The 23,536-nt window shown below is 59.5% G+C and carries 24 protein-coding genes; 10 read left to right on the forward strand and 14 right to left on the reverse strand.

Annotation, left to right across the window (positions count from 1 at the left end; all coding sequences use genetic code 11):
* The first annotated feature begins 31 nt into the window (after positions 1–31).
* Positions 32–913, forward strand: coding sequence for a leucine-rich repeat domain-containing protein (locus ACJ8PI_RS09665; protein WP_060430394.1), 882 nt, complete (start codon positions 32–34; stop codon positions 911–913).
* A 49-nt stretch (positions 914–962) separates the two neighbouring features.
* On the opposite strand, the gene lpxM is transcribed toward ACJ8PI_RS09665, so the two are convergent.
* From lpxM to znuA, 3 genes are all read right to left on the reverse strand, one after another.
* The gene (gene lpxM, locus ACJ8PI_RS09670) at positions 963–1,931 is read right to left on the reverse strand and encodes a lauroyl-Kdo(2)-lipid IV(A) myristoyltransferase (RefSeq protein ID WP_033638507.1); all 969 of its coding nucleotides are present in this window, start codon (positions 1,929–1,931) and stop codon (positions 963–965) included.
* A 151-nt stretch (positions 1,932–2,082) separates the two neighbouring features.
* A complete protein-coding gene (gene mepM / locus ACJ8PI_RS09675; protein WP_033634847.1) occupies positions 2,083–3,405 on the reverse strand; it encodes a murein DD-endopeptidase MepM in 1,323 nt (440 codons plus the stop codon).
* 21 nt (positions 3,406–3,426) lie between these two features.
* Positions 3,427–4,371, reverse strand: a complete 945-nt coding sequence (gene znuA / locus ACJ8PI_RS09680; protein ID WP_033654440.1) for a zinc ABC transporter substrate-binding protein ZnuA — start codon at positions 4,369–4,371, stop codon at positions 3,427–3,429.
* Positions 4,372–4,449: 78 nt separating this feature from the next.
* On the opposite strand from znuA, the gene znuC reads away from it, so the two are divergent.
* Entirely contained in the window at positions 4,450–5,208 is a 759-nt protein-coding gene (gene znuC, locus ACJ8PI_RS09685; protein WP_004932357.1) for a zinc ABC transporter ATP-binding protein ZnuC, read from the forward strand.
* A complete protein-coding gene (gene znuB / locus ACJ8PI_RS09690) occupies positions 5,205–5,990 on the forward strand; it encodes a zinc ABC transporter permease subunit ZnuB (RefSeq protein ID WP_049232784.1) in 786 nt (261 codons plus the stop codon). The genes znuC and znuB overlap by 4 nt, the downstream gene beginning before the upstream one ends.
* Before the next feature lie 66 nt (positions 5,991–6,056).
* Here znuB and ruvB read toward each other — a convergent pair whose 3' ends face one another.
* The 7 genes from ruvB to ACJ8PI_RS09725 form a co-directional block, all read right to left on the reverse strand.
* Entirely contained in the window at positions 6,057–7,061 is a 1,005-nt protein-coding gene (ruvB, locus tag ACJ8PI_RS09695; protein ID WP_033634851.1) for a Holliday junction branch migration DNA helicase RuvB, read from the reverse strand.
* 19 nt (positions 7,062–7,080) lie between these two features.
* A complete protein-coding gene (gene ruvA / locus ACJ8PI_RS09700; RefSeq protein WP_164134369.1) occupies positions 7,081–7,695 on the reverse strand; it encodes a Holliday junction branch migration protein RuvA in 615 nt (204 codons plus the stop codon).
* A gap of 112 nt (positions 7,696–7,807) precedes the next feature.
* Complete coding sequence (ruvC, locus tag ACJ8PI_RS09705) at positions 7,808–8,329, reverse strand: crossover junction endodeoxyribonuclease RuvC (protein ID WP_004932367.1); 522 nt, start codon at positions 8,327–8,329, stop codon at positions 7,808–7,810.
* Between the two features lie 57 nt (positions 8,330–8,386).
* Entirely contained in the window at positions 8,387–9,130 is a 744-nt protein-coding gene (locus ACJ8PI_RS09710; RefSeq protein ID WP_033647638.1) for a YebC/PmpR family DNA-binding transcriptional regulator, read from the reverse strand.
* 19 nt (positions 9,131–9,149) lie between these two features.
* Positions 9,150–9,596: a dihydroneopterin triphosphate diphosphatase gene (nudB, locus tag ACJ8PI_RS09715; protein ID WP_004932373.1), complete on the reverse strand. Its 447-nt coding sequence runs from the start codon at positions 9,594–9,596 to the stop codon at positions 9,150–9,152.
* Positions 9,596–11,380 carry an aspartate--tRNA ligase gene (aspS, locus tag ACJ8PI_RS09720; protein ID WP_164134368.1) on the reverse strand — a complete coding sequence of 595 codons (1,785 nt, stop codon included), beginning with the start codon at positions 11,378–11,380 and terminating at the stop codon, positions 9,596–9,598. Before aspS ends, nudB begins: the two co-directional genes overlap by 1 nt.
* Positions 11,381–11,454: 74 nt before the next feature.
* On the reverse strand, positions 11,455–11,685 hold the full coding sequence (locus ACJ8PI_RS09725) for an FmdB family zinc ribbon protein (RefSeq protein WP_320204121.1): 231 nt from the start codon (positions 11,683–11,685) through the stop codon (positions 11,455–11,457).
* A 215-nt stretch (positions 11,686–11,900) separates the two neighbouring features.
* On the opposite strand from ACJ8PI_RS09725, the gene ACJ8PI_RS09730 reads away from it, so the two are divergent.
* The 5 genes from ACJ8PI_RS09730 (at position 11,901) to cmoB (ending at position 15,660) form a co-directional block, all read left to right on the forward strand.
* Positions 11,901–12,479: a hydrolase gene (locus ACJ8PI_RS09730; protein ID WP_033648128.1), complete on the forward strand. Its 579-nt coding sequence runs from the start codon at positions 11,901–11,903 to the stop codon at positions 12,477–12,479.
* Between the two features lie 53 nt (positions 12,480–12,532).
* Positions 12,533–13,348: a DUF72 domain-containing protein gene (locus ACJ8PI_RS09735; RefSeq protein ID WP_086581081.1), complete on the forward strand. Its 816-nt coding sequence runs from the start codon at positions 12,533–12,535 to the stop codon at positions 13,346–13,348.
* Between the two features lie 102 nt (positions 13,349–13,450).
* Positions 13,451–13,846: an MAPEG family protein gene (locus ACJ8PI_RS09740; RefSeq protein WP_004932387.1), complete on the forward strand. Its 396-nt coding sequence runs from the start codon at positions 13,451–13,453 to the stop codon at positions 13,844–13,846.
* Between the two features lie 102 nt (positions 13,847–13,948).
* The gene (gene cmoA, locus ACJ8PI_RS09745) at positions 13,949–14,692 is read left to right on the forward strand and encodes a carboxy-S-adenosyl-L-methionine synthase CmoA (RefSeq protein WP_060438574.1); all 744 of its coding nucleotides are present in this window, start codon (positions 13,949–13,951) and stop codon (positions 14,690–14,692) included.
* Positions 14,689–15,660 (forward strand): tRNA 5-methoxyuridine(34)/uridine 5-oxyacetic acid(34) synthase CmoB, encoded by a 972-nt coding sequence (gene cmoB, locus ACJ8PI_RS09750; RefSeq protein ID WP_041035475.1) that lies wholly within the window; start codon positions 14,689–14,691, stop codon positions 15,658–15,660. The genes cmoA and cmoB overlap by 4 nt, the downstream gene beginning before the upstream one ends.
* A gap of 36 nt (positions 15,661–15,696) precedes the next feature.
* Here cmoB and ACJ8PI_RS09755 read toward each other — a convergent pair whose 3' ends face one another.
* The 3 genes from ACJ8PI_RS09755 to cutC form a co-directional block, all read right to left on the reverse strand.
* Positions 15,697–17,529, reverse strand: a complete 1,833-nt coding sequence (locus tag ACJ8PI_RS09755) for an FKBP-type peptidyl-prolyl cis-trans isomerase N-terminal domain-containing protein (protein WP_060438573.1) — start codon at positions 17,527–17,529, stop codon at positions 15,697–15,699.
* A complete protein-coding gene (locus ACJ8PI_RS09760) occupies positions 17,526–17,930 on the reverse strand; it encodes a hypothetical protein (RefSeq protein WP_033654407.1) in 405 nt (134 codons plus the stop codon). Before ACJ8PI_RS09760 ends, ACJ8PI_RS09755 begins: the two co-directional genes overlap by 4 nt.
* A gap of 428 nt (positions 17,931–18,358) precedes the next feature.
* Positions 18,359–19,117, reverse strand: coding sequence for a copper homeostasis protein CutC (gene cutC / locus ACJ8PI_RS09765; RefSeq protein WP_033634860.1), 759 nt, complete (start codon positions 19,115–19,117; stop codon positions 18,359–18,361).
* A gap of 101 nt (positions 19,118–19,218) precedes the next feature.
* On the opposite strand from cutC, the gene ACJ8PI_RS09770 reads away from it, so the two are divergent.
* On the forward strand, positions 19,219–20,367 hold the full coding sequence (locus tag ACJ8PI_RS09770) for a MalY/PatB family protein (RefSeq protein ID WP_041035479.1): 1,149 nt from the start codon (positions 19,219–19,221) through the stop codon (positions 20,365–20,367).
* On the opposite strand, the gene ACJ8PI_RS09775 is transcribed toward ACJ8PI_RS09770, so the two are convergent.
* On the reverse strand, positions 20,364–20,930 hold the full coding sequence (locus ACJ8PI_RS09775; protein ID WP_033647652.1) for a VOC family protein: 567 nt from the start codon (positions 20,928–20,930) through the stop codon (positions 20,364–20,366). The two genes, ACJ8PI_RS09770 and ACJ8PI_RS09775, sit on opposite strands and share 4 nt — an antisense overlap.
* Positions 20,931–21,758: 828 nt before the next feature.
* On the opposite strand from ACJ8PI_RS09775, the gene argS reads away from it, so the two are divergent.
* Positions 21,759–23,489, forward strand: coding sequence for an arginine--tRNA ligase (gene argS, locus ACJ8PI_RS09780; protein ID WP_033634864.1), 1,731 nt, complete (start codon positions 21,759–21,761; stop codon positions 23,487–23,489).
* The last annotated feature ends 47 nt before the right edge of the window (positions 23,490–23,536 follow it).

Consider the following 23,536-nt stretch of genomic DNA (forward strand, 5'->3'; position numbering starts at 1 on the left):
CCCTGCACCGCCATGAACGACGGAGAACGCCATGCTCCACCAACACACTCCCGCAGCGAGCGGTGATGAGCTCGATCTCGACGGCCACGGCCTGACGCAGCTCGACGAGTCGCCGTTAGCCGGCCACGCGCTGCGCAAGATTAGCCTGTACGACAATCAGCTGACGGCCCTCCCTGTCGCCCTCTTCCGGCACCGAAATCTGCGGGTGCTGAATATCTCCTGCAATCAGCTCGACCGCCTGCCGCCGGAGATTGGCCAGTTGCAACAGCTCGAGATGTTCGACTTTGGCCACAATCGCGCAAACGAACTCCCCGAAGAACTGGGGCAGCTGCATCGGTTGAAATACCTCTATCTGAGCGATAACGGCTTTAGCGATCTGCCGCGCTCGCTGGCGCAGCTGCAGCAGTTGGTTTACCTCAACGCGACCGACAACCATTTAACCGTTTTGCCACAGGCGATACCGAGGCTGGCGGCATTGCAGGAGCTGCGTTTATACAACAACCGCATCGGCAACCTGCCCGCCGAAATCGGGCAACTGCACGCGCTGCGCGAACTGCATATCATGAAAAATGCCCTGACCTCGCTGCCGGCGGAAATGGCTCAGCTCGGTGAGCTGGAGATACTCGACGCGGCTAACAATGCCATCGCCGAGCTGCCGCAGGCCTTCTGCCGGCTGCCGCGGCTGAGCGAGCTGAATCTGCGTTTCAATCATCTGACGCGTCTGCCGGATAATATCGGCGAGCTGACGGCGCTGAGAAGTCTGGATCTGCGCGCCAACCGCCTGAGCGACCTGCCGGAAAGCCTCGGCGAACTGAGCCGCCTGCGCAAACTGGATCTGCGCTGGAATGATTTCACCCACACCCCCAACGTCATCGACATCCTGCGGGCTCGCGGCTGTAGGGTGCATATATGAAGAGACGCCGGCCGGGTTGCGGCCCGGCCGGCGTTAGCGGCAGAAAGGATTAACGATACAGATCGTCGCGCGAGTAAGGTTCAATCTCCCCTTCCTTGCGCGTCTTCAGCAGTTTGAGGATCCAGGTATACTGCTCCGGATTCGGGCCCACCAGATTTTCCACTTCTTCATTCATGCGGCGGGCAATGCGCGGATCGTCGGCTTCGGCCAGATCGTCCATCGGCTCGCGAATATAAATATCCAGCATGCTGGTTTTGCCGTCGTACACCGGGAACAAAGGCACGATCGCCGCACGACACACCTTCATCAGCCGCCCCACCGCCGGCAGCGTCGCCTTATAGGTGGCGAAGAAATCGACGAACTCGCTGTGCTCGGCGCCGTGATCCTGATCGGGCAGATAGTAGCCCCAATAGCCCTGCCGCACCGAACTGATAAACGGTTTGATGCCGTCGTTGCGCGCGTGCATGCGGCCGCCGAATTTACGCCGCACGGCGTTCCACAGGTAGTCGATCAGCTGATTGCGCTGGTTGTGGAACATCGCCGCCATCGGTTGGCCGCGCGCGGCCATCAGCATCGCCGGCACATCCACCGCCCAGCCGTGAGGCACCAGGAAAATCACGTTGCGCCCTTCCGCCCGGATCTTGTCCAGCACCTCTTCACCGTGCCAACGCACGCGCTTGAGCACTTTCTCGGGCTTGGTGCAGGCCAGCTCCGCCATCAGCACCATCGACTGCGGCGCACAGGCGAACATCTGGTCGATAATGTGCTCGCGGTCGCTTTCCGGCAACCCCGGCAAGCAATACAGCAGGTTGATGCGGGCACGACGGCGCGCGCCCTTCGCCAGCTTGCCGGCCAGTTTGCCGACCGCACCCAGCACCGGATCGCGCAGGCGCGCGGGCACCAGCGAAATGCCGGCCATCAGGCCGGTTCCCAACCACACGCCCCAGTAGCGCGGATATAAAAAGGCTTTTTGAAACTGCGGGATGAACTCTACGTTCGATTTCTTCTCGTTTTGCATGCACATGCTCTTAGCTTAGCGATTCGGCTAATCATAATTGCCATCACCGATTTTGCAATTAACAACCGCGAACCGCCCAGATAAAACAGCATCGGCCCGCAATCAGGCCGATGAAATTAGCGGCGCCGAAGCGCCGGAAAAAGGGCGGGCGTTAATCCAACTGCAGTTGAGGAACCACTTCCTTCACCTGCGCCAGATAATCGCTGCGATCTTTGCCGCTCAGCCCTTCGGAACGCGGCAGCTTGGCCGTCAGCGGGTTCACCGCCTGTTGGCCGGTCCACAGTTCAAAGTGCAGGTGCGGCCCGGTGGAGCGGCCGGTGTTGCCGGAGAGCGCAATGCGATCGCCGCGCTTCACCTTCTGGCCCGGTTTCACCAGCAGCTTTTTCAGGTGCATATAACGCGTGGTGTACTGACGACCGTGGCGGATCGCCACATAGTTGCCCGCTGCGCCACTGCGTTTGGCGATCACCACTTCACCGTCGCCGACCGCCAGCACCGGCGTGCCGACCGGCATGGCAAAATCGACGCCTTTGTGCGGCGCCACGCGGCCGGTCACCGGGTTCACACGGCGCGGGTTAAAGTTGGAGGAGATGCGGAACTGTTTCATGGTCGGGAAACGCATGAAGCCGCGCGCCAGGCCTGAGCCCTGGCGATCGTAGAATTTGCCGTCTTCGGCGCGGATCGCGTAGTAATCCTTGCCGCCGGTGCGCAGACGCACGCCCAACAGCTGGCTTTGCGATTTCTTGCCGTCGAAATGCTCGCGCGACATCAGCACGGAGAACTGGTCGCCTTTGCGCAGCTTGCGGAAATCGAGCTGCCACTGCAGCGCCTTAATCACCGAGTTGATTTCGTTACGGCTCAGCCCGGCGTCGCCGGCGCTGCTGACGAAGCTGCCGTTGACCCGGCCGCTGATCACGTTGTTGCGCCATTCGCCCTGCTGCGCCTCTTTCGACTCTTTGAAGCTGTTGCCGACGCGGTCATAGGTGCGGGTTTCGCGGCGGGAAACTTCCCAGGTCAACTGCTGCAGATCGCCCGCATCGTTCACGGTCCACGACAGCTGTTGGCCGATCTTCAGATTACGCAGATCGCGGTTTTGCGAGGCCAGCAGCGTGACATCCGACATATCGATGCCGTACTGCGTCAGAATACTGCCGAGAGTGTCGCCGGTGGAAACCACATATTCATGCACGCCATCGTCGCCGGCGTCTTTCTGATCCAGCTCATCCTGCGGGATTTCGTCATCGGGAGTGGGTTGGTCGGCATCAATCGGCTCACTGGCTTCGGGGAGCAATGACCGCATCTGGCTGGATTCTAACTCGACGCTCTTGGCGATGGGATTGTGTTCTGGGTGGTAAACAAAAGGCCGCCAAACAGCGACGGCCAATGTGACGACTGTCAGCGACCCCAGCATGACGCGGTGGGGCCGTGGCAGGTTGTTATACGCCAGAGCGATAGTTCGGACTATCTGCTGCACTCGATATTATCCTCATAAGCTTTACTTCAGGCAGCTCACGTACTGGTTTGACAGCTGAGTCAGGAATTTCCCGTAGCTGTCCTTCCCCAGCGCGATGCCGACGCCCAGCGGGTCCAGCGTTCCGGAACGCACTTTGGTACCCTTGGCGACGGCATTGATTACGGCCGGCCTGAATTGTGGCTCAGCAAAAACGCATACCGCTTTCTGCTCAACCAACTGTGTTCGAATTTGGTGTAGGCGCTGTGCTCCAGGCTGAATTTCGGGATTGACGGTGAAATGGCCCAGCGGACTCAAACCGTAGTGTTTCTCAAAGTAGCCGTAAGCATCATGAAAAACAAAATAACCCTTACCTTGCACAGGCGTAAGCATGTTACCAACATTTTTGTCAGTTTGCGTCAGCAGATTCTCGAACTGGCGCAGGTTTGCGTCTAATTTGTCCTTATTTTGCGGCATAAGTTCCAACAATCTGTCGTGAATCGCGATCGCGGTCACTTTTGCTATCTCCGGCGACAGCCAAACGTGCATATTGTACTCGCCGTGATGATGCCCATGATCGTCATCGGCATGGTTATGCGCTTCGCCTGCATGATCATGATCGTCGTCCTCTTCGCCTTTCATCAGCAGCGGCTTCACCGCCGGCAGTTCACTGATGGCCAGCTTTCGGGTCGCCGAGATCGGCACCAGCGCCTTGTTCAGGAACGCCTCCATATCCGGCCCAACCCACAGCACCAGGTCCGCGGAACGCAAGCGCTGGATATCGGAAGGACGCAACGCAAAATCGTGCGGTGAAGCGCCATCCGGCAGCAACACTTCGGTCGGCGTCACGCCGTCGGCGATGGCCGAAGCGATAAAGCCCAACGGACGAATCGAGGTCACCACCGCCGCGGAAGCGCTGCTCAGCGGGCCGGCCATCAACAGTGCGCTGGCCAGCAGCGTGCGCTGCAGCCATTTATTTTTCTTTGCCATCATCAGTAATCCCATCGTTTTCATCAACAAGGCGTGATATTATAACATTCGCTTCGTTCTGCAACCTGTAATCTCGAGATGTCTACACTGATAACGCTAAAAAATATCTCCGTCGCCTTCGGCAGCCGCAAGGTGCTGTCGAACATTTCCCTCAGCCTGCAACCCGGCCGTATTCTCACGCTGCTGGGCCCGAACGGCGCGGGCAAATCTACGTTGGTGCGCGTGGTGCTGGGATTGGTCAAACCGACCGCCGGCACGCTGGAGCGTGAGCCCGATCTGCGCATCGGCTACGTGCCGCAAAAGTTGCACCTCGACGCCACCCTGCCGCTGACCGTCAGCCGCTTTATGCGCCTCAAGCCCGGCGTCAAGAAAGCCGACATTCTGCCAGCGCTCAAGCGCGTGCACGCCGCCCACCTGCTCGACCAGCCGATGCAAAAGCTCTCCGGCGGTGAAAACCAACGCGTGCTGCTGGCGCGAGCGCTGTTGAACAAACCGCAGCTGCTGGTGCTGGACGAACCCACGCAGGGAGTGGACGTCAACGGTCAGCTGGCGCTCTACGATCTGATCGATCAACTGCGTAAAGAGCTCGGCTGCGCCGTGCTGATGGTGTCGCACGATCTGCATCTGGTGATGGCGAAAACCGACGAGGTCTTGTGCCTCAATCAGCACATCTGCTGCTCAGGGGCGCCGGAGGTGGTGTCGATGCATCCCGAATTCATCGCCATGTTCGGCAACCGCGGCGCAGAGCAGCTGGCGGTATATCGCCACCATCACAATCACCGCCACGACCTGCAGGGAAGAATTGTCTTGAAGAAAACCGGGAGCCGCGAAGCATGATCGAACTGTTACTTCCCGGCTGGCTGGCCGGCGTGTTGTTGGCCGGCGCCGCCGGGCCGCTGGGCTCCTTCGTGGTCTGGCGCCGCATGTCCTACTTTGGCGATACCCTGGCGCACGCCTCGCTGCTCGGCGTCGCCTTTGGTCTGCTGCTGGACATCAATCCTTTCTATGCGGTGATCGCCATTACGCTGCTGCTGGCTCTGGCCCTGGTGTGGCTGGAGCGCCGCCCGCAGCTTTCGGTGGATACCCTGCTCGGCATTCTGGCCCACAGCGCCCTGTCGCTGGGCCTGGTAGTGGTGGCGCTAATGTCCAACGTGCGGGTCGATCTGATGGCCTACCTGTTCGGCGATCTGCTGTCGGTCACGCTGAGCGATATCCTGATGATCGCCGGCGGCGTCGCCGTGGTGCTGTTGGTGCTGTGGTGGCAGTGGCGCGATCTGCTGTCGATGACCATCAGCCCGGAGCTGGCGCACGTCGACGGCGTCAATCTGGCGCGGGCGCGCACCGTGCTGATGCTGGTGACCGCGTTGACCATCGGCCTGGCGATGAAATTCGTCGGCGCGCTGATCATCACTTCGCTGCTGATCATTCCCGCAGCCACCGCTCGCCGCTTCGCGCGCACGCCGGAACAGATGGCCGGCGTCGCGGTGCTGCTCGGCATGGTGGCCGTCACCGGCGGCCTGACTTTCTCGGCGTGTTACGATACGCCGGCCGGCCCTTCGGTAGTGCTCAGCGCCGCCGTACTGTTCACGCTGAGCCTGTTCAAAAAACAGCAGGCTTGATTGAAGCCAGAACCAGAATATGACGAGGGCCGCAGATGCGGCCCTTTTGTATGGAGGATGGCAAACTTATGCTTCGCGTTCCAGCCCGAAATGCCGGTAGGCATGCTGGGTCGCCAAACGGCCGCGCGGCGTGCGCTGGATAAAGCCCTGCTGAATCAGGAACGGCTCGATCACGTCCTCGATGGTTTCGCGCTCTTCGCCGATCGCCGCCGCCAGGTTGTCCAGCCCGACCGGGCCGCCGGTAAACTTGTCGATAATCGCCAACAGCAGCTTGCGATCCATATAGTCGAAACCTTCGGCGTCAACGTTGAGCATATCGAGCGCCTGCGCCGCCACCGCGCCGCTGATCACGCCGTTGGCGCGCACCTCGGCAAAGTCGCGCACCCGGCGCAACAGGCGGTTGGCGATACGCGGCGTACCGCGCGCACGGCGGGCCACTTCATGGGCGCCCTCGTCGGACAGCTCCAGCCCCAGGCAGCCTGCGCTGCGCGAGACGATGTGCTGCAGATCCGCCACCTGATAAAACTCCAGCCGCTGGACAATGCCGAAGCGATCGCGCAGCGGCGAGGTCAGCGAGCCAGCGCGGGTGGTAGCGCCCACCAAGGTAAACGGCGGCAGATCGAGCTTAATCGAACGCGCCGCCGGCCCTTCGCCGATCATGATATCCAGCTGATAGTCTTCCATCGCCGGATACAGCACCTCTTCCACCACCGGAGACAAACGGTGGATTTCGTCGATGAACAACACGTCGTGCGGTTCGAGGTTGGTCAGCATCGCCGCCAAATCACCCGCCTTCTCCAGCACCGGGCCGGACGTGGTGCGCAGATTCACGCCCATTTCGTTGGCCACGATGTTGGCCAGGGTGGTCTTCCCTAAGCCCGGCGGGCCGAAGATCAGCAGATGGTCGAGCGCGTCGCCGCGCTGCTTGGCCGCCTGGATGAAGATCTCCATCTGCTCGCGCACGTGCGGCTGGCCAACGTATTCGCTCAACAGCTTGGGACGAATGGCGCGATCGAGGACTTCTTCCTCGTTGATCGGTTCGGCGGAGATCAGGCGATCGGCTTCAATCATTATCTACCTCTTAGCGGCCTTACAAAGCCGCGCGCAGCGCGTCGCGGATCAGGGTCTCGCAGTCGGCGCCCGGTTTGGCAATTTTGCTGATCATGCGGCTGGCTTCCTGCGGCTTATAGCCCAGTGCCACCAACGCCGAGACAGCTTCGGCTTCTGCGTCCGCTTCCGGCGCGTTGGCGGCGGCGGACGGCAGGCTGATCTCGCTGCTGCTGTTGAACAGATCGCCGTTCAGCCCTTTGAAGCGGTCTTTCATCTCTACCACCAGGCGCTCGGCGGTTTTCTTGCCTACGCCCGGCAACTTGACCAGCGCGGTGATCTCTTCACGCTCCACCGCGCTGACGAACTGCTGCGCGGACATGCCCGACAGGATCGCCAACGCCAGCTTCGGCCCGACGCCGTTGACCTTGATCAGCTCGCGGAACAGCGCGCGCTCCTGCTTGTCGTTGAAACCATACAGCAGGTGCGCGTCTTCACGCACCACGAAGTGGGTAAACACGATGGCCTCTTGCCCCAGTTCCGGCAGCTCGTAAAAGCAGGTCATCGGCATGTGTACCTCATAGCCCACGCCGTTCGCCTCCAGTAACACCAGCGGCGGCTGCTTTTCCAGAATATTTCCTCTGAGACGACCTATCATTTACCCTCCTGCAGAATGACCGGGCATGGCGCCCTGCCATGCCGTTGCTGGTAAAGCTTATAACATAAAAAAGGCTGGATGAATATCCAGCCTGAGCAATCATCGCTTTGCGTCAGCGCAAACGCCCGCGCGCCAGGTTCAACCGCCCTTCGCTCATCCGCAGCACGTTCTGGCTGAGGTGGCAGTGGGTAATGGCGATGGCCAGGGCATCGGCGGCGTCCGCCTGCGGGTTGGCCGAGAGTTTGAGCAGCGAGCGCACCATGTGCTGTACCTGCGCCTTTTCGGCCGCGCCGGTGCCGACCACGGTCTGTTTGACCTGCCGCGCCGCATACTCGAACACTTCCAGATTCTGATTCACCGCCGCGACGATGGCGACGCCGCGCGCCTGGCCGAGCTTGAGCGCCGAGTCCGGGTTCTTGGCCATAAACACCTGTTCGATGGCGAAGAAATCGGGCTGAAACTGGGTGATGATCTCACTGACGCCGGCGTAAATCAGCTTCAGCCGCGTCGGCATGTCGTCCACCACCGTGCGGATGCAGCCGCTGGCAATATAGCTCAACTGACGCCCCTGCTGGCGGATAAGGCCATAGCCGGTGACGCGTGAGCCGGGATCGATACCGAGTATGATCGCCATATCTACATCCACCTTGCATGCACGGCGCCGCCGAACGGCGGCGCCCGTTTTACCGGATTACAGCGTCGCCGCCACTTCGTCGGAGATTTCACCGTTATGGTAAACTTCCTGCACGTCGTCGCAGTCTTCCAGCATATCGATCAGGCGCAGCAGCTTAGGCGCGGTTTCCGCGTCCATGTCGGCCTTGGTCGATGGGATCATCGACACTTCCGCCGCTTCGGCTTCGAAGCCCGCCGCGGTCAGCGCGTCTTTCACCGCGCCCAGGCTTTCCCAGGCGGTGAACACGTCGATAGCGCCGTCGTCATAGGTCACGATGTCTTCCGCACCGGCTTCCAGCGCCGCTTCCATCACGGTGTCTTCATCCAGGCCCGGTGCGTAGGTGATCACGCCCTTCTTGGTGAACAGGTAAGCCACGGAACCGTCGGTGCCGAGGTTGCCGCCGCATTTGGTGAAGGCGTGGCGCACTTCCGCCACGGTGCGGTTGCGGTTGTCGCTCAGGCATTCGATCATCACGGCGGTGCCGCCAGGGCCGTAACCTTCATAGATGATGGTTTCCATATTGGTATCATCATCGCCGCCCACGCCGCGCGCAATCGCACGGTTCATGGTGTCGCGCGTCATGTTGTTCGACAGCGCCTTGTCCATCGCCGCGCGCAGACGCGGGTTGGAATCCGGATCGCCGCCGCCCAGCTTGGCGGCCGTGACCAGCTCACGAATAATCTTGGTGAAAATTTTACCGCGCTTGGCGTCCTGCGCCGCTTTACGGTGCTTTGTGTTGGCCCACTTACTATGACCTGCCATAAAAAATCTCCGAAAAAAACTACTGGACTGAATTGATCACGAACTCTTCAATCGCCTGCTGATTGCTCCACGACTTGGTCAACTTCACGGCCTCGGCCGCCTCAAGCCATTGGTAAGCGTGATGCTCGGTAATCACCGGATCGCGCTCCTCGGGCAACGCCAGACAGAACCAGTGCTCTTTATTGCGCGTGGTTCCCGGCGCATAGCGATGCCGCAAATGGACAAAGAGTTCAAACTCCACGCAGCGTTGGCAATCGAACAACGGCAGATGCTCTGCTTCGATATCGATGCCGACCTCTTCCATGACTTCACGCCGCGCGGCATGCGGCGGCGACTCATCCTGTTCCAGGCTGCCGGTGACCGACTGCCAGAACTCGGTATCGTCGCGCCGCTGTAACATCAGCACCCGACCACTGGATTTCGCGTAAATCACTACCAGGATAGATTCAGGGCGCTTGTAACTCATCACTCGCTCTCTTGTTCCGCACCGGCTTTCTTTACCACGCTGATCGCCAGCTCCTGCAGCGCAGCCGGGTTGGCGAAGCTCGGCGCGTCGGTCATCAGACAGGCCGCCGCGGTGGTTTTCGGGAAGGCGATGACGTCGCGGATGTTGTCGGTGCCGGTCAACAGCATCACCAGACGATCCAGGCCGAAGGCCAGGCCGGCGTGCGGCGGCGTACCGTACTTCAGCGCGTCCAGCAGGAAGCCGAACTTCTCGCGCTGTTCGTGTTCGTTAATGCCCAGAATGCTGAACACCGTCTGCTGCATTTCGCTACGGTGGATACGCACAGAACCGCCGCCCACTTCGTAACCGTTGATCACCATGTCATAGGCGTTGGCGATGGCGTTGACCGGCGCTGCCGCCAGCTCTTCCGGGCTCATGTCGCGCGGCGAGGTGAACGGGTGGTGCATGGCCGCCAGGCCGCCCTCTTCGTCTTCTTCGAACATCGGGAAGTCAACCACCCACAGCGGTGCCCAGCTGTCGAGTTGGGTCAGCGCCAGATCGCGCCCCAGCTTCAGACGAAGCGCGCCCATCGCATCGGTGACAATCTTGACGCTGTCGGCGCCGAAGAACAGGATATCGCCGGTCTGCGCGTCGGTGCGCGCCAGGATGCCTTCCAGCACGTCCGCGCTGAGGAATTTGGCGATCGGGCTCTGCACGCCTTCCATGCCGGCGGCGCGGTCGTTGACCTTCAGCCACGCCAGGCCTTTGGCGCCGTAGATATTGACGAAAGCGCCGTACTCGTCGATCTGCTTGCGGGTCAGCTGCGCGCCGCCCGGTACGCGGATCGCCGCCACGCGGCCTTTGGCGTCGTTGGCCGGGCCGGAGAACACTTTAAACTCGACGTCCTTGACCAGGTCGGCCACGTCCACCAGCTCCAGCGGGTTACGCAGGTCCGGCTTGTCGGAGCCAAAGCGACGCATCGCTTCGGCGAAGGTCATGACCGGGAAATCGCCCAGATCCACGCCCTTCACGTCCAGCCACAGTTCGCGCGCCAGTTTCTCCATCACTTCACGTACCTGATCGGCGGTCATGAAAGAGGTTTCGACGTCGATCTGGGTGAATTCAGGCTGACGGTCCGCACGCAGGTCTTCGTCACGGAAGCATTTGACGATCTGGTAGTAACGATCGAAGCCGGACATCATCAGCAGCTGTTTGAACAGCTGCGGGGACTGCGGCAGCGCGTAGAATTTGCCCTTGTGCACACGGCTCGGCACCAGGTAATCGCGGGCGCCTTCCGGCGTCGCCTTGGTCAGCATCGGCGTTTCGATATCGAGGAAGCCGTGGCTGTCCATGAAGCGGCGCACGAAGCTGGTGATTTTGGCGCGGGTCTTCAGACGCTCGGCCATTTCCGGGCGGCGCAGATCCAGGTAGCGGTATTTCAGGCGCGCTTCTTCGCTGTTGACCTGATTGGAGTCCAGCGGCAGCGGCTCGGAGCGGTTGATGATCTCCAGCGCGTGGGCGAACACTTCCACTTCGCCGGTGGCCATATCATTATTGATCTGGCTGTCCGGACGCGCACGCACGGTGCCGACGATCTGGATGCAGAACTCATTGCGCAGGTCGTAGGCCTTGTCGAACGCCACTTTCTGGTCCGGATCGAAGAACACCTGCACGATGCCTTCGCGGTCGCGCATATCAATAAAGATCAGGCCGCCGAGATCGCGACGACGATTGACCCAACCACACAGAGTGACTTCCTGGCCCACGTGGGACAGATTCAACTGCCCGCAATATTCAGTACGCATACGCTATCCTTTTACACAGCCGATGCCGCGCCGGGCTACTGCGCCCCTGTCGCGCGGCTGTTATCTGATAAATTCTACTTGTTACCCGGTTTAAAATCCGTCGCATACCAGCCGGTGCCCTTAAGCTGGAAACCGGAGGATGAAATCAACTTGGTCAACGCGGGCTGCCCACACGCCGGGCAGTCTGCCAGCGGCGCATCGGAAAATTTTTGCAATTTCTCTAACCGATGGTTGCAAGCACCACATGCATATTCATAAATCGGCATAGGTCGTTGGATTAAAGAGTGTTGAAAAAAGGGGGTCATTATAAAGGAAATTCATCCGCCCGATAAGTGCGAACACAGCATTGTTACTGCACTAAATGGCGCGTTTTTGCTCGAATCAACACATCGGTTAACAAATTTCCCATTAACCTGCGACAGTTTTTTCACGTAGCCTGAATCTCCCCCGGTTTTGCGCCGAACGCAGCTCGCCCGGCGCGCCGAACAGTTTCTATCCACTTCGCAACGAGATGAAATCCATGCTGAAACTTGACGCCCAAACCACCGCTCTGGTGCTGATCGATTTGCAAAACGGCATTCTGCCCTACGCCGGCGGCCCGCACAGCGCCGACCAGGTGGTGGCGAACGCCGCCCTGCTGGCCGCCCGTTTTCGTCTGCTGGGCGCGCCGGTGCTGCTGGTGCGCGTCGGCTGGTCAGACTCCTTCGCCGAAGCGCTGAAACAGCCGGTGGACAAGCCGGCTCCCGCGCCCGCCGGCGGCTTGCCGGCCAGTTGGTGGGAATTCCCCGCGCCGCTGGCGGTCTGCGACAGCGATATTCTGGTCACCAAGCGCCAATGGGGCGCCTTCTACGGCACCGATCTGGATTTGCAGCTGCGCCGCCGCGGCATCAAATCCGTGGTATTGGGCGGCATATCCACCAATATCGGCGTGGAATCCACCGCCCGCGCCGCCTGGGAGCATGGCTATGAGCTGGTGATCGCCGAAGATGTCTGCAGCGCGCAGAACGCGGAAATGCACCGTTTCGCGTTCGAACACATCTTCCCGCGTTTGGCGCGGGTGCGCGACACCGGCGAAATTCTTGCCGCGCTCGAGCGGTAACGTTAAGTTGTAGCCTGATAAGCCAAGGACAAGTAAAGGAAGACGACGCCGTGATCTATATCGGACTGCCGCAATGGCAACATGCAGCCTGGAATCGCATCGGGCTGCGTGATTTGGCGGATTACAGCCGCTATTTCAACTGCGTGGAAGGCAATACCACCTTCTACGCGCTGCCGAAGCTGGAAATCGTGCAGCGCTGGCGCGACATGACCGGTGACGATTTTCGCTTCTGCTTCAAATTCCCGTCGGACATCAGCCACAAGGCCGCCCTGCGCAACTGCGCCGCCGAGCTGCAGGCGTTTTACCACTGCCTGAGCCCGGTGCATCAACGCATCGGCCAACTGTGGCTGCAGTTGCCCGCCGCCTTCGGCCCCGATGAGCTGCCGCGCATGTGGCAGTTCTTCGCAAGCCTGCCGAAGGAATTCACCTACGGCGTAGAAGTGCGTCATCCGGCGTTTTTCGCCAAGGGCGAGGAAGAGCGTGCGCTGAATCAGGGATTGCACCAGCGCGGCATCAATCGAGTGATCCTCGACAGCCGCCCGGTGCATCACGCCGCCCCCAACACCGCCGCCGTGCGCGATGCCCAGCAGAAAAAGCCGAAGCTGCCGGTGCACGCTCTGGTCACCGCCGACCAACCGCTGGTGCGCTTTATCGGCGGTGACCAATTGGCCGACAACCTGCGCTGGTTCGAGGCCTGGCAGCAAAAACTGCCGCTGTGGCAGCAACAGCATCAGCCCTATCTGTTTATTCATACGCCGGACAACGGCGATTCGCCCCAGCAAGCGCAAAAAATTTGGCAGCAGCTACGGCTGGCGATCCCCGATTTGCCTGCGCCGCCGGACTGGCCAGAACAAGATGCACTGTTTTGACCTATTAATCTGACCAATAACATCAAATATTTCCCCGCGACAGTGAATACAATGACGGCTATGATGCTGGCTGCCAGTTTTGGTTAGGGAACGGAGTTAAAAATGGTAAGCGCGCTTTATGTGGTGCTCGGCGCATTGTTGTTGATCAAACTCTCTTATGACGTAGTCAGATTAAGGATGCAGTACCGCGTAGCCTATGGCGACGGCGGTTTCTACGAATTGCAGACCGCCATCCGCGTGCATGGCAACGCCGTTGAATACATTCCGATTGCTGCCGTCTTGCTGGTGATTATGGAAATGAACGGCGCGGAAATCTGGATGATTCACCTTTGCGGCCTGATGCTGATGGCCGGGCGACTGGTGCATTACTACGGTTTGCGCAACCGCGAGGTTCGCTGGCGCCGTTCGGGCATGGCCGCGACCTATATCTCTTTGTTGTTGATGGTTCTGGCAAATATCTTCTATCTGCCCTGGGATCTGATTTTCAGCCTGCACTGATCTCGTTTTATCATCAGGCGGCCGCGCCGCCTGCTTCCGCTCCGCTTTTTTGCGCTTTTCTGTTAGACTACGCAGCTTCGAATTCTGAACTGATTTGCCGCTATGCCAAACCGCGATACCCTTTTTTCCGCCCCCATCGCCAAACTGGGCGACTGGACCTTTGACGAACGCGTCGCCGAAGTGTTCCCCGACATGATCCAACGCTCCGTTCCCGGCTATTCCAACATCATCTCGATGATCGGCATGCTGGCCGAGCGCTTTGTGCAACCCGACAGCCGGGTGTATGACCTGGGCTGCTCGCTGGGTGCGGCGACGCTGTCGATGCGGCGGAATATCAAGGTGCCCGGCTGCAATATCGTCGCCGTCGACAATTCGCCGGCGATGGTGGAACGTTGCCGCCGCCATATCGATGCCTTCCGCGCCGACACGCCGGTCGATGTCATCGAAGCCGACATTCGCGACATCGAGATCGAGAACGCCTCGATGGTGGTACTGAACTTTACGCTGCAGTTCCTCGAACCGGCCGATCGCCTGCGTCTGCTGGAGAAAATCTATCGTGGCCTGCGCCCGGGCGGCGCACTGGTGCTGTCGGAGAAGTTCAGCTTTGAGGACACTGAAGTCGGCGAGCTGCTGTTCAACATGCACCACGATTTCAAACGCGCCAACGGGTACAGCGAGCTGGAGATCAGCCAAAAACGCAGCATGCTGGAAAACGTGATGCTCACCGACTCGGTGGAAGCGCACAAGGCGCGCCTGCAACAGGCCGGGTTCGAGCATGCCGAAGTGTGGTTCCAATGCTTCAACTTCGGTTCGCTGATCGCCCTGAAAGCGGGGGATGCGCAATGATCGAGTTCGGTGATTTCTATCAACGCATCGCCAAAAGCCCCCTCAGCCATTGGCTGGACACGCTGCCTGCGCAGCTGAGCGCCTGGCAACGCGAATCGCTGCACGGCAAATTCAAACAGTGGTTCAACTCGGTCGAGCATTTGCCGACGCTGACCCCAACCCGCCTCGATCTGCTGCACGGCGTGCGCGCCGAGATGGAGCCGGGCCTGTCGCCGGGCCAGCTTGAAGGCATCGAGAAAATGCTGCGCACCCTGATGCCATGGCGTAAAGGGCCCTTCTCGCTGTATGGCATCGATATCGATACCGAATGGCATTCCGACTGGAAGTGGGATCGCGTGCTGCCGCACATTTCTCCACTGGCCGGCCGCACCATTCTCGACGTCGGCTGCGGCAGCGGTTATCACCTGTGGCGCATGATTGGCGCCGGCGCACACCTCGCCGTCGGCATCGATCCGATGCAGCTGTTCCTGTGTCAGTTCGAAGCGGTGCGCAAGCTATTAGGCGGCGATCAGCGCGCCCACCTGCTGCCGCTCGGCATCGAGCAGTTGCCGGAATTGGCGGCATTCGACACCGTGTTCTCGATGGGGGTGCTGTATCACCGCCGCTCGCCGCTCGATCATCTGTATCAGCTGAAAAACCAGCTGGTGGCTGAAGGTGAACTGGTGCTGGAAACGCTGGTGGTGGAAGGCGATCGCCACCAGGTGCTGGTGCCGGGCGATCGTTATGCGCAGATGCGTAACGTGTATTTCATCCCTTCCGCCGAGGCGCTGAAATGCTGGTTGGAGAAGTGCGGCTTCGTCGACGTGAAGATCGCCGATATGTGCGTCACCAGCCTCGAAGAGCAGCGCCGCACCGACTGGATGACCAGCGAATCACTGGCCGAATTCCTCGATCCGAACGATCGCAGCAAAACGATCGAAGGCTATCCGGCGCCCCTGCGCGCCGTGCTGACCGCCAAAAAGCCCTAGCGCTCGCTAATCGGGCCGGCCTGGGCCGGCCCGACGTTACCCGTTGTTGACATCGACAATCCGCAGCTCATACACCATGGTCGCGTTCGGCGGGATCTGCGGCGCATAGCCCGTTTCACCGTACGCCAACGCCGGCGGCACCACCATCGTCAGCGAACCATGATTTTTCAGATGGCCGATCGCCTCGCGGAACAACGGCGGATAGGCAGAGAGCGGCTGTGACATCACCTTCCCACTGCGATCCATATCCTGAATCACGCTGCCGTCGGTTAAACTTTCCTTCACCACGATGTCCACCCGCGCGTTTTCCTTAATGGCTTCATCACCCGCATAATCGATGCGATACCAGAAACCGGAAGGCGACTTCTGCGTGCCCTTTTTCTTTTTAAACTCGGTGACGAACGCCTCGCCCTTGCTGGTTTGCACCTTCGCAGCCTGGTTCCGGGCGTCGTTCACCGCTTTTTCCGACTCCGCCAGCGCACGGGTCAACTGCGCATCGCTTAGCTGGTAATGGCCGTTGAAGGTATCGATCACGCCCGCCAGCAGCACGGTTTTATCGGGATTGATGCCCCAATTTTTACGCTCCGCCAGCATCGTTTGAATATCGCGCCCCAAAGCGACACCGGCAGCATAGCTCTGTTGCGCCGGCTTTTTCTCGAGCGCCTGCGCATCCGGCAGCCATTTGGCGCGAGAGCGCAGCCCATCCAGCTCCTCACGCAATGCCTGCTGCGTTTGGTTGGCGTCCGCTAGCGCCAATGCGTTTTTTTTCGCCTGCTCCGTCGTTCTCGCCAGTTGCAGCGTTGATTTTTCGCTTTCCGCCACCGCCGTTGCCAGCCGCTGCGCCAATGCCTTCGCCTGCTCGGTTTGCGTCTTGTTTTTTTCCTGTAGCTGCGCCAGCTGATGCTGAAGTTCTCCCGTCGCCTTGACGGCTTCGGCCTTTTGCTGTTCCAGCGCCGTTTTCAGGCTTTTCTCTTGCCGCTCGGCCTGTTGCCGTTGTTCATCCAGCTCTTTCTGCCGCAGTGCCAGCTGTTGCTGAAGTTCACCCGTCGCCTTGGCGACTTCGGCCTTTTGCTGTTCCAGTGCCGTTTTCAGGCTTTTCTCTTGCCGCTCAGCCTGTTGGCGTTGTTCATCCAGCTCTTTCTGCCGCATTGCCAGCTGCTGCTGAAGTTCTCCCGTCGCCTTGGCGGCTTCCGCCTTCTGTTGCGCCAGCTCAGCGGCGGCCGCTTGTTTGTCCTGCTCATAACGCTGGCGCGCTTTGTCGTTGGCGGTCTGCGCCGCCGTCAGTTTCTCCTGCCAGGCGCTATCCGCCTGTTCAGGCAACGCCGCCAGCCGTTGTTCCAGCAAGGCGATACGCCGATCGCGCTCCTCGGTTTGTTGTTTTTCCTGCGCTAACGCTGCCTGCGCCTCGGCGATCTGCGCCTGAGCCTTGCGCTCCTGCGGCGTCAGGTTCAGCGCCCGTCGCACGCCGCTGGCGAAGTCGCTCAACGCGCTCAGATCGGGAGCAGCTGTCGGTTTATCGGCAGTCGTCAGGGACGACGCAACCCGCAACGCGGTCAGCTCCTGCTGCAGTGATTGAATAGCGGTTTGCTGTTGCTCCAATCGAGCCTCTTTCTCGCGCAGCGTCTTTTGCAACTGCGCCAGTTGCTTTCTCTGCGAGCTCGTTTCACGCGGTTGAACCGGCCGGGGCGCCGACTTTTGGGTTTCCCGGGAGGGAGTAACCGCGGCGTCAGCTGCCGGTGCGTCCTGCCGCTGGTAGCGCTCGGCGAACTGCAGTAATGCCGGCACATCGTCATCCGCTGCGGCCATCGCTGGCGCAAACGCCAGCGGTATCATCAGGCTCAGTAATGCCTTTCTCGCACGAGGGGTCATTGGGCGCGCTCTCCGCGCTCAGCCAGGCCGGTCATCATGGCAGAACTGATGTCTGCGCACAGACGGCTGGTGCGATAACGATACAGGGCGTCGACGGTTTCCTGCGTGCCCGTGTTGACCCGCTGGCGTACCCCGGCATACTGCGCGGCGCCGCCCATCAAGGTATCGAATTCACGTTTGAATTTTTGGTATTTTTCGTTATCCATGCCGCGCATGGCATCCAACTCGCGCTGGCACTGCTGTATACGCTCGGCTTCACGCTGCCGCTTGTCTTGTTCCGCAATGTCTTCTGCGCTGGGCGGCTTACTTAATGTAGAAACAGGCCGCTTGGCGGTCTGGCACCCGCTCAGGGTCAAGGTCAGCAAAAGCGCAGCGGTCAAACAGTGTGCCGTTCGGGTCATTATCGTTATCTCCTTGTTAAGTCCGCCGCCAACGCGCTCCGCGGCTGCATCGACGGCTCTCCTCATTAATGCTGTGATGTTCCGGCCATAGGCCGGCGATGAACGGGTATGAAAATGCAGACGTGGCGATGAGCGGCAGAGCGCAAATCATTCACCACGAAAATGCATACCAAAAAATCATTTAATATTATGATATTTAAAGGATTTTAACTCACAAACTTATCAGCAGGGCATGATGAGCGCAAGAAGAGATGGGGGGCAGTGCGACAGAGAAACAGCGTGAAACGGGCACCGCGTCTTCGCAAGACATAAAAAAAGCCCCGGCAAAACGCCGGGGCCTGGTACTTGCGTGATCGCCGAGGGCTCAGTGACACGCAAAGGGGTCTTACGGCCCGGAAACCGGTTGTCAAACGCGGTTAGCTGCGTGTTTATGCGCTTTGCGCCAGGGGATCAACCAAGGCCAGCGCGTTTTTCATCGCCTCCACCATTTCGCCATCCACGCAATAATGGCTAAATTCGTCAAACTCGTTATCAGAACACATGGTGACGCCCGCCTTGCGGTAACGCATGGTCGACGGCACCAGGTGACCGGAAGAGCTGTGCAGTTCATGCAGGCCAATATCGACAAACTTGTGCAGATTGCTGAGGCGCACGCCGGCACCCGCCATGATTACCGGGCCCTGACTGGCCTGGCGCAAATCGCGCAGCAACGGCAGGCCCAGCTCGGCGCTCTGCTGCTGGCCGGAGGTCAGAATGCGCGCCACGCCCAGCTCGCTCAGTTGCTCCAACGCCACCATCGGGTTCTGGCACATATCGAACGCGCGATGGAACGTCACCGCCATGCCCTCGCACAGCCTCATCACTTCGCGCATGCGCGGCAGATCGATGTGCCCTTCTTCGTCCAGCATGCCAACCACTACGCCGGGGAACCCCATCTCGCGGATCTGGCGGAGATCCTGTTTGATCACCTCGAAATCCACCGCGCCGTAGCAGAAATCGCCACCGCGAGGGCGAACGATCGGATGCACCGGGATCGAAACCCGCTCGCGCGCCAGACGCAGCGTGCCATAGCTCGGCGTCAATCCCCCCTCGCTCTGGCTGGCGCACAACTCAATGCGATCGGCGCCCGCCCGTTCGGCCGTCAGCGCACAGTCGACGCTAAAGCAACAAACTTCCAGTTTTATCATTGTCACCCCCAGATAACGGCCAACATACGGCGGCAATTGTTCATTTCTTCATTTCTCACGTAGGCTCATGCTTAGGCATAAACCGGCTCAGGGTTGTAACTATGGCATTCAATTTTGATCAATGGGTAGACCGCAGTCACAGTGACAGCGTTAAGTGGGATAAATATCGCGGCAGCGACATCATCCCGCTTTGGGTCGCCGACAGCGATTTCACCTCACCACCGGCGGTGATCGAAGCCTTGCAGCGGCGCGTGGCGCACGGCGTATTCGGCTACACCCACCCATCCCCTGATCTTATTGAGGTTTTTACCCGCCGCATGGTAGAGCGCTACGGCTGGCACATCAAGCCCGAATGGATCATTTTCCTGCCTGGGCTGGTGTGCGGCCTGAATTTGTGCGTGCGCGCCTGCACCGAAGGACATCAGAGCACGCTGGCCCCCTCTCCCATTTATCCGCCGTTTCGCAAAGCGGCCAAATTCGCCGGGCGCGAGCACCTCGCGGTGCCGCTGAAGGCGACCGGCCAACGCTGGGTGCTGGATTTTTCCTCGCTGCATGATCGGCTGAGTGGCAACGAGAAACTCCTGTTGCTGTGCAACCCGCAGAACCCCGGTGGCACCGTTTATCGCCGGGATGAGCTGTTGCAGCACCATCAGTTCGCTCGCGAACACGATTTAATCGTCTGTTCCGATGAGATCCACTGCGAACTGCTGCTTGAGCCCGGCGTGCGGCATATCCCTTTCGCCACCCTGAATGACGATGCGGCCCAACGCAGCGTGACGCTGATGTCGCCGTCAAAAACGTTTAATCTCGCCGGACTGGGCGCTTCACTGGCGATCGTTCCCAACGAAGCGCTGCGACAAAAGCTGAAACGCGCGCGCAGCGGTATCGTGCCGGAGGTCAATCTGTTGGCGCTGGTGGCGGCGCAGGCGGCTTATCAATACGGACAACCCTGGCTGGATGAGCAGTTGATTTATCTGCGCGCCAATCGCGATCGGCTGATAAAGCGTATCAACGCCATGCCGGGATTGACGTTGCTGCCTGTCGAGGCCACTTACCTGGCCTGGATAGACTGCAGCGCGTTGCCGGTGGATAACCCGCATCAGTTCTTCGAACGTGCGGGCGTTGGGCTAAGCGCCGGTTTGGACTTTGGCGATCGGCGCTTTGTGCGGCTTAACTTTGGTTGCCGATGGGCCCTGCTCGATGAAGCGCTCGATCGCATGGCGCGAGCCTGTGCGGCACTGCCTGGCTAACCTTGTTCGCTGGCGACGATGTCTCGAATGGAATAAGGATGAAACTTGATCGTGACCGTTCCATCGGTGATGGCCAGCGTCGGGTTCGGCAGCCGTTCGCCCTCGCCCTTTGGCGAGCTTTGCTTCAGCTTGATCCCCGGCGCCAGCAACGCTTCATCGGCCAGGTGGCTCAACGCCCGGGCGTACAGCGTCTGCGGATCGCCACTGAGCACTAATTCGACGTGTTCCCAGCCTTCGTGCGGATAGCGTTTCTCCCCCGGATACGGCAGTTCGATGCAGTCTATCCGCCATGGCCCAACGGCCAGCGGCTGAGACAAGTCGAACAGACAGATAGGCCGCCCGTTGATCATCGATTCGGACAGCAATGTCCCGCACTGCATCAGCCCCTGGCGCCAGCGCTCGGCGGTAGCGTTCTGGTGACAGCGCAGTGAGATGTGATCGGCGGTAAACGCGGACAGATCAAGCCGCAATTTGGCGGCAAATTGGTGCAACGCCTGTTCGAAACGCGGCAGGTCGAGCTTCAGATCGTCAAGCTCGGCAATGGCCTGCAAGGGAGTGGTCATAGGAACCTCAAAACAACGGGGCGCAAAGTTAAACGCCGTAATTTACACGCTGGCGACAGCGCTCGCCAGCGTTGCGAGGTTTTTCGGCGGCAGTTCAACATGATTTTTGGTTGCGGACAGGGAGAATAAAAGCCGGATTTTTATTAAGGTGACAGCTTATTAAATCAACGGAAAAATAAAAAATAAGATTTTTCGCAAGACATTATACCTTTTCTTTATGACGCTATGATTTAAGTTATTTTGCACAAAATCCTCTGCAGGCCATTGGTCAAGCCGATTGAATCGCTGGGTTTAATCAAAACGACTCACTTATCAATGTCGCACAAATCCGCAATCACAACCCATTGTAAAAAAAGAAAATAAAACGCATTAATTGATTAAAAGCTAAGGATTATCTTAATTTAACCCCAGACAATTGATTCACCAAGACAACTCGGCTACTTTGGAGGAAATTTAAATTCGAGATGATCATTATGTTATTGCTGACGATATCCTTGGTGTTGATAATTATCGCCGTATACGCCATCTACCGTCATTTCAAATCACGCAGCGTCAACACGCTGGATGCCGGTCGCCGCAATAAAAAGCGCTAGCTTCGCAACTCTCCCCTCCGTACATTCTGTTCAGCTCATTCCGCTTTTCACCTTCCGGCAATCAACGCGCCGCACCCGACAACTGTTTCATCGCAGCGGCCGCGCCAACTGCTGACGGACTCCGTCAGATCGGTTACAATTGCAGGCTGTTTTGTGGCGGTCGCCCATCGCGCCCGCCACCGTTGAATCCCACAGGGGCTGGCTTCAGCCCCTCGTTCGTCATTAAGGTAACCCGGTGAATATTCAGGTTCTTCTTTCAGATAAAGTCAGCCAGGCGCTGATCGCCGCTGGCGCGCCAGCCGATTGCGAAGCGCAGGTCCGCCCTTCCGCCAAGGCGCAGTTTGGTGATTACCAGGCCAACGGCGTGATGTCCGTCGCCAAAAAGCTGGGCATGCCGCCCCGGCAGCTGGCGGAAAAAGTGGTGCAACTGCTGGATCTCGGCGACGTCGCCGGTAAAGTGGAAATCGCCGGTCCCGGCTTTATCAACATTTTCCTGAACAGCGACTGGGTCGCCCGCCAGGCCGACCAGGTGCTGAACGCACCGAAACTGGGCATTGCGCCGGTTGAGCCGCAAACCATCGTTATCGACTACTCCGCGCCGAACGTGGCGAAAGAAATGCACGTCGGCCATCTGCGCTCCACCATCATCGGCGACGCCGCGGCGCGTACCCAGGAGTTTCTGGGCCATAAAGTGATCCGTGCCAACCACGTCGGCGACTGGGGCACCCAGTTCGGCATGCTGATTGCCTACCTGGAAAAAATGCAGAACGAAAACGCCAGCGACATGGGCCTGTCCGATTTGGAACAGTTCTATCGCGAAGCCAAGAAGCATTACGACGAAGACGCCGAGTTCGCCGAGCGCGCGCGCGCTTACGTCGTCAAGCTGCAGGGCGGCGATCAGTACTGCCTGAAAATGTGGCGCAAGCTGGTCGACATCACCATGGCGCAAAACCAGCTGACCTATAACCGCCTGAACGTCACGCTGACCGAAGACGACGTGATGGGCGAAAGCCTGTATAACGCGATGCTGCCGGGCATCGTCGCCGATCTGAAAGCCAAAGGGCTGGCGGTAGAAAGCGAAGGCGCCACCGTGGTGTTCCTCGACGAATACCAGAACAAGGACGGCGATCCGATGGGCGTCATCATCCAGAAAAAGGATGGCGGCTATCTCTACACCACCACCGATATTGCCTGCGCCAAGTACCGCTACGAAACCCTGGGCGCCAATCGCGTGCTGTATTACATCGACTCCCGTCAGCATCAGCACCTGATGCAGGCCTGGACCATCGTGCGCAAGGCCGGTTACGTGCCGGAGTCCGTCTCGCTGGAACACCACATGTTCGGCATGATGCTGGGCAAAGACGGCAAGCCGTTCAAAACCCGCTCGGGCGGTACGGTGAAGCTCTCCGATCTGCTGGATGAGGCCATCGAACGCGCCGAACAGCTGATCGCCGGCAAAAACCCGGACATGCCGCAAGACGAAATGAAGACCGTGGCCCGCGTGGTCGGCATCGGCGCGGTGAAATACGCCGATCTGTCGAAAAGCCGCACCACCGACTATGTCTTCGACTGGGATAACATGCTGGCCTTCGAAGGCAATACCGCGCCTTATATGCAATACGCCTATACCCGCGTGGCATCGGTATTCAAGCGCGCCGGGATCGACGAAAGCAGCCTGACGCTGCCGCTGACGCTGACCGAAGAGCGTGAAATTGCGCTGGCTACCCGCCTGCTGCAGTTCGAAGAGGTGCTCACCACCGTCGCGCGTGAAGGCACGCCTCACGTCATGTGCAGCTACCTGTACGATCTGGCCGGCTTGTTCTCCGGTTTCTACGAGCACTGCCAGATCCTGAACGCCGACAGCGAAGAAGCGCGTCAGAGCCGCCTGAAGCTGGCGCTGCTGACCTCGAAAACGCTGAAAACCGGTCTGGATACGCTGGGCATCGAAACCGTCGAACGCATGTAAACCGCACCGCGCGGAAAGCAAAAAGGTCGCCTGGGCGACCTTTTTTT

The sequence above is a fragment of the Serratia sp. CY82433 genome (assembly GCF_052166535.1).
Taxonomy (GTDB): Bacteria; Pseudomonadota; Gammaproteobacteria; order Enterobacterales; family Enterobacteriaceae; genus Serratia; species Serratia sarumanii.